The organism is Peptoniphilus sp. (genome assembly GCF_022767005.1).
In the GTDB taxonomy this organism is placed as follows: domain Bacteria; phylum Bacillota; class Clostridia; order Tissierellales; family Peptoniphilaceae; genus Peptoniphilus_A.
Genome location: NZ_JALEOV010000020.1, coordinates 1 through 9,253 on the forward strand (window position 1 = coordinate 1; position 9,253 = coordinate 9,253).

Genomic DNA, 9,253 nt, shown 5'->3' on the forward strand with positions numbered 1-9,253 from the left:
AAATCTGCTGGAAGTTCGCCCTTGTCATAACTTTCTAAATCATCAAAGTAAACTTCTGAATTGTAGTAGTCCCTTAATTTTATGTATTCATCTTGATGAGCTTCAAAATTTTCAAGGGCATCCCTAAGATTTTCAATAAGTGCATTTTGCTCATTTAAAATCTTTTCCATTTCACTTATTCTTTTTACAGGGTCCATTAAGTCCTCCTTATTCTAATAATACTGCTTTAATTATTACCCAATACGCATAATATAAAAAACAAGGAGCAAAAGAAAAAGATAAACATTATGTCTATCTTTTCCTTTCTTTCTCAATTTTATTTATTTTCCTATTTCTTTTTCATAGGAAAAATTTAATTCCTGCATTTAATCAACCTCTTCACAATTGTATCACAAGGTTTTGTTTTTATTTATCTAATTTTAATAAATAATGGCGAAAATCAAAGGCAGGTTTTAAAATTTAATCTTCTGTTAAATATTTTACAGCAACAGCTGCCATAGTTTTTGCACAAATTATCATTGCATCTTCTCTTATGTCAAATTTTGGATGGTGATGTGGGTAAGGTGCATCTTCTTTGAGAGCTCCTACGTAGAAAAAGCAGGAAGGTCTTTCCTTTGCGTAATAAGAAAAATCTTCTGATGGTGGTTGTTCTCCTCCATCGGATATTTCTTTAACTTCAGGAATTTCTGCTTCTTTTATCGCTTCCACTACTAAATCTGTCATCTCTGGGTCATTGTATAAAACTGGATAGTCATTTGTGTAATTTATTTCTACGCCTGTGTTAAAGGTATCGCCAATTCCCTTTGCAATTCTCTTTATTTCAGTTTCAATTACTTCCTTTGTGTGATCTGACATTGCCCTTACATCGCCTATTACTGTTACTGAATCCTTGATAATATTAAAAGTTCCTTCTCCTGCAAAGGATCCAATGGTTACAACTCCATTTTCAAAGGGAGAAAGTCTTCGTGATACAATAGTTTGCACTGCAGTTACAAAGTATGATGCTGCAACTATGGCGTCATTGGATAGATGTGGCATTGAGCCATGTCCGCCTACTCCTTGAAACTTTACGCTAAATTTTGCTCTTCCAGTTTGCGTATTGCCTTTGTGGTACTGAACTGTCCCAAAGGGCATTGCTGACATTACATGAATTCCAAAAACATTGTCTACGCCATCGAGGACTCCAGCGTCTATCATTTGTTTTGCTCCCCCTGGAGGTGCTTCTTCTGCGTGTTGGTGTATTATTACTATTTTTCCCCTTAGTTTATCTTTTTTCTCTAGCAATATGTCTGCCAAGAGCATTAAGTAAGCTGTGTGTGCATCGTGGCCACAAGCGTGCATTACTCCTTCATTTTTTGATGCAAAGGGAAGCCCTGTTTCTTCTTTTATTGGAAGTGCATCAAAATCTGCTCTTAGGGCAATAGTCTTGCCTGGTTTTTTTGTGTCAATTACAACTCTAAGGCCGTATCCGCCCATATTTGTTGTAACTTCAACATCCTTGCCCTTGTAATAATCTGCAAGATATTCTGCAGTTTCTTTTTCTTCAAAGGAAAGCTCTGCATTTTTGTGAATGTGGCGACGATGTTCTACCATTTCATCTTGTCTTTTGTCAATTTCTTCAAAAATTTCTTTTAATAAATTTTTTCCACAATATCCTCTTATTTTTCTTTTATATAAATTTGATTATAAAAGGGCTACATTTTGTAGCCCCAATTAATCTTTTTTAAAAAATTCTACACCTGCTGTAAAGATGTCTTCTATTTCAATTCCGGCGATGTTCTTGAAAGTGCCTTCTACAACTCTTTCGCTGTGGCCCATTTTTCCTAAAATCTTTCCATCCCTTGACATCAAAGCTTCTACATTTAATAGTGATCCATTTGGTGCATCTTCATAACAAATTGCAACTTGTTCATTTGCTAATATTTCCTTTACCTTGTCTTCACTTGCGATAAATCTTCCTTCGCCGTGAGAAATTGGCACTTTATAAGTTTTTCCAACTTCAAGTTTTTGAAGCCATGGTGAATTGTTTGACATTACAACTGTGTCAACTATTCTTGCAATATGTCTGTTGCAAGTGTTATAAGTTAGTGTTGGGTCGTCTTCTTCTAGGTCCTTTATCTCTCCGTAAGGGAGTAGCCCCGTCTTAATTAATGCTTGAAATCCATTACAAATTCCAAGTATTAGTCCGTCGTTATCTGTAAGTAATTTTTCGATTGCTGATTTAACTTTATCTGATCTAATTACATTGGCGATAAATTTACCAGATCCACCTGGTTCGTCGCCAAGTGAAAATCCTCCAGGTATTGCAAGAATTTGTGCATTGGAAATTTTTGCTGCCAATTCTTCTATGGATTCCTTTACCTTTTCGTTGTTTTTATTTTTAAACACTACTACTTCTGCCTTTGCTCCTGCTCTTTCAAAGGCTCTAGCTGTGTCATACTCTGAGTTTGTACCTGGAAAGGCTGGTATTACTACCTTGACAATGTCCACTGGTTTTTTGGACTTCATTCTTCTCTTTGGCACTTCTTTTTGTTTTACTTCAGCTAATTTATTTGTGTCAACTGGCTTAAAAATTTTGTCCATTGTGTTTAAATAAGCTCTTTTTAATTTTTCTAAATCTAATTCCACGCCATTTACTTTCATCTTTTGGTCATCTCTAAATTCGCCAATTTTTTCTATAAATTCTCTATCCTCTAGATATTCAACTACAAAAGAGCCGTAAAGTGGTGAATAAAGATCTTCAACTTGTAAGTTAAAGCCAACATTGTCTATTGCCATTTCAAAAATTTGTGGAAGTGTACCCTTGTGATTTATTGCTGCTGCAGAAATTACATTGCCTTTCTTTATTTCATTTTGTAAATTTATAAAGTTTTCTTTAGTTTCTTCAAGGTTAAGTGTGCCAATGTGTTCTCTTTCAGTCTTTATGATGCCAATTTTTCCCTTGCCCTTAAACTCTGGACTGATTATGTTTTTTGCATCAATTGTGTTTACCGCAAAGGAAATAAGTGTTGGCGGCACATTTATATCTTCAAAAGTTCCACTCATGGAGTCCTTGCCACCAATTGGAGGTGCGTCAAAATATCTTGATGCAGTTAATGCTCCAAGAAGTGATTTAAGTGGTTTTGACCAAGATTTTGCGTTGTCCATTTTTTCGTAGAATTCTTGGAAGGAAAGTCTTATTCCAGAAAGTGGCGCTCCTGATGCAACAAGCTTTGCAATGGATTCGATTACCGAATAATATCCGCCAAGATATTGAGATTCTTCAGATAATTTTGGATTAAAACCATAACTCATTACAGATGCAGTTTTACTATCTCCATCATCAACTGGTATAAGTGCTGCCATAACTTGTGCTGGTGTATTTTGTTTGTTACCTCCAAGTGGCTGAAGTACAGTTGCCGCTCCCACAGATGAGTCAAATCTTTCAATCATATTTTTCTTTGAAGTAATATTCAAATCAGCTAAATATTTCTCTAAATCTTCAACACCATCTTTATTTACTAAAAATTCTGGGAAGTCTTCAGATAGGACTTCAACTCTTTCTCTTCTCTTTGCTCCAGTTTGGTTTACAAAATCATAGCTCATATCGCAGATAATTTCATCTTCGTAATACATTTTTAGTCTGCCGTCGCCAGTTACTCTTGCAACAACTGTACTTTCCAAATTTTCCTTGTCGGCAAGTTCCATAAATGTGTCTACGTCTTTTTTATCTACAACTACTGCCATTCTCTCTTGAGATTCAGAAATTGCAATTTCTCTCGGTTTTAATCCCATGTATTTTAATGGAACTTTATCCAGTTTAACCTCGATTGAATTTGCAAGTTCGCCTATGGCAACGGAAACTCCACCTGCGCCAAAATCGTTACATTTTTTAATTAGTTTTGCAGCCTTTGGATTTCTAAATAATCTTTGAATTTTTCTCTCTTCAGGTGCATTTCCCTTTTGCACTTGTGCAGATTCTGTTTGAATAGATTCTACATTATGTGATTTTGATGATCCCGTCGCTCCTCCAATTCCATCTCTACCAGTTCTGCCTCCAAGTAAAATTATTACATCGCCTTCAGTTGGTTCAATTCTCTTTACATTTTCAAGAGGACAAGCTGCAATTACTGCACCTGTTTCCATTCTCTTTGCTACATAGCCTGGATGGTATAATTCGTCGACTAGACCTGTTGCTACTCCAACTTGATTTCCATAGGATGAATAACCAATTGCAGCTTCAGTTACAATTTTCTTTTGTGGAAGTTTTCCCTTTAAAGTTTTTTCAATTGGTGTAAAGGGATCTCCTGCACCTGTTACTCTCATTGCTTGATATACATAACTTCTTCCAGAAAGGGGATCTCTTATTGCTCCTCCGAGACAAGTGCTTGCCCCTCCAACTGGTTCAATTTCAGTTGGGTGATTATGTGTTTCGTTTTTAAACATAAGTAGGTAATCGCGAAGTTCTTCTTTGCCGTCAACTTCTACCTTTGCCTTAATTTTTACAGAGCAGGCATTTATTTCTGATGAAACTTCTAAATCATCAAGTTTGCCATTTTTCCTAAGTTCCTTTGCAAGAATTGTGCCAAGGCTCATTAAAGTAATTGGCTTTTTGATGTCAAGTTCTTTTCTCATTTCTAAGTAAGAATCAAAGGCTTTTTTAATTTCTTTATCTAGTTCAGTAACTACGCTAAAATCAATGTCTAGTTCTGTGTTAAAAGTTGTGTGTCTACAATGGTCTGACCAATAAGTGTCTATTATTGCAACTTCCGTTTCATTAGGATCTCTGTCTTCTTCTTTAAAATAATCTTGAAGCACCTTTAAGTCCTCAGGACTCATGGCAAGGGATTTTTCTTCTACAAATTTCTTTAATCCCTCTTCATCTAATTTATTAAATCCTTGGTAGACAATATTTTCGTGATTTTTCTTTGCATCTTCTCTTAAAATTACGTCATCAAAAACGTCAACTTCTTTAGAGTCAACGGGATTTATCAGGAAGTTTTTGATTTTTTCAAGTTCATCTTTGTTTACTCCGCCAATATCATAAACCTCTGTAACCCTTGCCCTAACTTTTTCGTCAGTGAAAAGTGCAATAGTTTGGACTAAACCATCTTCTCTATTGTCAAATTGCCCAGCTTGATATTGAATGCCAATGGGATTTTCAAAGGAATCCTCTAATTTTTTGTAATCTTCATAATATACTTCTTCCACTGGCGCTTCGTAAAAGACAGTTGCCATAGTCTTGTCAAGGGTTTCATCTGATATATCTACATCGTATCTTCTATAAGTTTTTAAGTAAGTAGTATCTATTCCAAGAGAAGTCTTGATTTCTTCTCTAAGTGATTTTGACTGGTGATCGAATTCATCTTTTTTTGTAATATAAATTCTCTTAACATTATTTTTCATCTTCAACTAACTCCTTTGGCTCAACTGCATAATCGCCATTAAAGCATGCTTTGCAGAAAACATCTTCTTTCATCAGAGTCGCATCCAACATTCCCTTCATTGAAATAAAAGCAAGGGAATCTGCGCCAATTCTCTCTCTCATTTCCTCAACAGAATAATTTGCTGCGATAAGTTTTTTTCTTGATGGCGTGTCAATTCCATAGAAACAAGGGTACTTTACTGGAGGAGAAACTATTCTCATGTGGACTTCTTTTGCCCCAGCTTTTTTCATCCTCATAATTAGATTTTTTGAAGTTGTACCTCTAACTATTGAATCGTCTACTAAAATAACTCTCTTACCTCTTAAAACCGTTTCAAGTGGATTTAATTTTAATTTAACAGAAAGTTCTCTTTCTTCAGGTGTTGGCTTAATAAAAGTTCTTCCCATGTATCTATTTTTTACAAGACCTTCGGCAAAGGGAATTCCTGACTTTTGAGCATAACCCATTGCTCCAGGAGTTCCTGAATCTGGAACAGCTAATACTAGGTCGGCATCAACTGGCGCTTCCTTAGATAAAATTTCTCCACATCTTCTTCTAAAGTTATAGGAATTTACGCCATCAAGAGTTGCATCTGTTCTTGCAAAATATACATATTCAAAGATGCAATGTTGTCTTTTTTCTTTTTCAAAAAATTCTGAGTGAATACCCTTTTTATCTACAACAATAATTTCTGAAGGTTCCACATCTCTTATGGCATCAGTTCCAATTATTTCAAGAGGTGCATTTTCGGATGCAATAATTACTTCTCCATTTTTTGCCCTTCCAATTAAAAGTGGTCTATATCCATAAGGGTCTCTAAAAGCAACGAGTTTGTCCTCAAAAAGCATTACCACGCTATATGCGCCTTTAATCCTTGACATAGTTTTTTTCACAGCTTCAATTATGTCGCCAGTATAGTATTTTGCAACTAATGACAAGATAACTTCTGTGTCAATTGCAGTTTGAAAAAGCATTCCTTCATCTTCAAGTTCTCTTCTTATTGATTTGTGATTTACTAAATTTCCATTGTGAGCAAGGGCAAATTCTCTATTTTTTGAGAAGGCAAGTAGTGGTTGTGAATTGTATTCATAGGATCCACCTGCAGTGGCATAACGAACATGACCTATTCCAATATTGCCCTTTAATTTAATAAAACTTTCGTCGTCAAAATTGTCGTAAACAAGTCCCATACCCTTGTCTAAAACCATATTCTTTCCGTCAAAAACACATATTCCGCTGGCTTCTTGTCCTCTGTGTTGAAGAGAATTAAGTCCGTAAAATAACTTTTTGCTCACATCACTTTGTGAGTAAATTCCAATAACTCCACACATTAATTTAACACCTCTTCGTTAAATCTAAAATTTTCAATAAAATAAAAATCTTCCATTTTTCCTCCAATTAAAAAAGCTCATCAAAAGATGAGCATAGTTAAATGTTTAAAGAAAAATTAGTCGCAAAAATTGCGTCAAGAAGTCCATGAGGTATATCCATAAAACTATTTGTGAACGCAGGGCAAAAAAGCATACAACTAATCCTCCATAAAGTAATAAAATTATTATATCATAAAATTTTTAGATTGTACTATTCAAAAATAAATATTAGATAAATCTCAATTTCTTTTGTTCTTTGCAGCATTTATATCCACCATAAAAATTGAAAACATTGTATAAAGTAACCAAGTATTATTTGGATAGCTAAGATAAACTGGCTCCCATCTTGGAGAAAATTTTTCTTTATAAGCTCGAAGTCCTTCAAAGGAATAAAATTTATATCCAAACTTGTAAATTAAGTAGGCAAATTTTTCTTCCACAAAACTATTTGAATTAATTCCAACATTGGATAGAGGTGCCATTCCCAATTCAAAATATTTTTTACCTTCATCTTTAAAATGTAAAAAAAGTTGCAAAAATAAATAATCCATAATGCTGCTTGGCGAATCATCTCTATCGTATCTCATTAAGTCAATTGTCGCCCAAGTTTTGTTTGGGTTTGGCATAATATTAGCAAAGGCAAGTATTTTTCCAGTCTCATCTCTTGCAATTGCAATGTCGCATAAATTAAAATAATCCCTGTTAAAGTATCCAAGAGAAAAACCCTTCTCTCTCTTTCCCTCTAACCAGTTGTCAGAAATTTTTTCTAAATCATCTAAAAATTCATCATCAAAGGGACCCTTGACGACTTCAAAAGTATATCCTAATTTATTGAATTTTGAAAGGGCATTTCTTTGAGATTTATGCTCTCTTCCTTCCAAATTAAAATTTTGAAGATCAAGTGCTGCCGTTTCTCCAAATTTTATAAAAGAAAATCCAAAATCGTGAAGCATAATAGTTTCATCTTGACTTACTTCATAAAAAATCGGCTTATAATCGTATATATCTGCTTCTTCCACAAATTTTTGCAAGAGTTTGTCAAAGTCCCTTTTATTCCCAAAGGGTTCTCCCATTACAATTACTCTATCCCTGTATGTAGAAATAGAAATTCCACAAGTTGCAACGCCTTCTTCTTCATAGTAATAAATTTCCTTGTCCCCCACTAGTGCTAGCCCTGACTCTGGATGACATTCGTAAGTCGATAAAATATTTAAAACTTTATCTACATCCATCTTTTCTCCAAGCTTTATTTTCTTTCCCTTTAAGTAAAACAAAAGAAGTCGAATAGAAAAAACCAATATAATAAAAATTATTGAAAATCTTGCAAAGCTCTTTTCAAAGGGAATCAAAAGGAAATCCCTATAATTTATTGGTCTCAATTTATAATTTATAGCCATGAAATAAATTGTTATTACAGAAATTACAACAAAAAATAAGGTGTCAATAGTAATCGCTTCAAAAGAATAGACAAACTGTTTTCTGTTTGGAGTTTTTCTCGTAAAAAAGGCGAGGAAAATTACCAAAATTAAGAATATAAGTTCGATTATTCCAAAACCACTTAAAAAAGAATAAATTAAGGCAAGAACGAGAAAAATCAAAGTTACCTTAGTTGCCCTTTCTACCTCTTCTCTATTGGCACGTCCTAAAATTATAAAACACACTCCAAAAACTAAACTTGGAAATTGGTAAATTAAATTTGCATTTAATGGGCTAAATTGACTTAACCAATAATACTCAGAAAGTTCCTCTGGAATTGTCGCCGACAAAATCATAAAAGTTCCTGCGATATATAACATAAAAGACAAAATATCAAGTCCTATTGACTTTATAACTCTTGAAGGAATATTGTCATTTTTTTCGTCAAAAATGCAACCAAGGTCGTGTATAAAAAATACAAGTCCAAACATAAAAGGAACAATGTAGTAAAAAATCCTGTAAAGCAAAAGCCATGTTAAAACAATATCTCCGTTAATGCCAAGGCTGTTGAATATAGTTAAAATTACAAGTTCAAAGGAGCCAAGTCCACCAGGAATAAAGGAAGCAATCCCTATAATATTTGCAATGACAAAGGCAGAAATTATCACAAAAAAATTTAACTTTACTCCGAGAAAAAATCCAATTGTGTAGAAAAAAAGTGCCGCTAATAACCATTCACAAATTGAAACTAAGGATACTTCTATTGCATATTTTTTGGAAATGGAAAAATCTCCATTATTTCTAATTTTTGATACAAAAAATAAAACTGGATAGTATAAAATTGCACCAATAAGCCAAATTTTGTAATTAATTAAAATTTTGCTATTGAAGAAAATTAAAAGCATTAAAGATGCTACTGCCAAAAATGAAAGACCTGCAATGTCAAAGAAAAGTGACTTAACCAAAAACTTTAAAAAGTTCTTGCTATCCTTTTCTTCACCAAAATATCTCATTCTCAGTCCAATATTTATCACACCACCAAATCCAATTAAGTTGTTAAAG

The 9,253-nt window shown here is 33.9% G+C and carries 5 protein-coding genes; all 5 read right to left on the reverse strand.

Features of this window, described 5'->3' with window-relative positions:
- Positions 1 to 197 (reverse strand): DUF4298 domain-containing protein (locus MR285_RS01640; protein ID WP_293557404.1); only part of this gene is annotated, 197 nt, incomplete at its 3' end.
- A 262-nt stretch (positions 198 to 459) separates the two neighbouring features.
- The gene (locus MR285_RS01645) at positions 460 to 1,593 is read right to left on the reverse strand and encodes an amidohydrolase (RefSeq protein WP_293557406.1); all 1,134 of its coding nucleotides are present in this window, start codon (positions 1,591 to 1,593) and stop codon (positions 460 to 462) included.
- A gap of 120 nt (positions 1,594 to 1,713) precedes the next feature.
- Positions 1,714 to 5,385 carry a phosphoribosylformylglycinamidine synthase gene (locus MR285_RS01650; RefSeq protein WP_293557408.1) on the reverse strand — a complete coding sequence of 1,224 codons (3,672 nt, stop codon included), beginning with the start codon at positions 5,383 to 5,385 and terminating at the stop codon, positions 1,714 to 1,716.
- Complete coding sequence (purF, locus tag MR285_RS01655) at positions 5,375 to 6,736, reverse strand: amidophosphoribosyltransferase (protein WP_293557410.1); 1,362 nt, start codon at positions 6,734 to 6,736, stop codon at positions 5,375 to 5,377. The genes MR285_RS01650 and purF overlap by 11 nt, the downstream gene beginning before the upstream one ends.
- 278 nt (positions 6,737 to 7,014) lie before the next feature.
- Positions 7,015 to 9,253: bifunctional lysylphosphatidylglycerol flippase/synthetase MprF (gene mprF / locus MR285_RS01660; protein ID WP_293557412.1), on the reverse strand; the 2,239-nt coding region annotated here is incomplete at its 5' end.

Bases quoted from the DNA above. Each gene is read 5' to 3' on its own strand.
- MR285_RS01645 (WP_293557406.1), bottom strand. From the start codon at position 1,593: ATGGTAGAACATCGTCGCCACATTCACAAAAATGCAGAGCTTTCCTTT.
- MR285_RS01650 (WP_293557408.1), bottom strand. From the start codon at position 5,385: ATGAAAAATAATGTTAAGAGAATTTATATTACAAAAAAAGATGAATTC.
- purF (WP_293557410.1), bottom strand. From the start codon at position 6,736: ATGTGTGGAGTTATTGGAATTTACTCACAAAGTGATGTGAGCAAAAAG.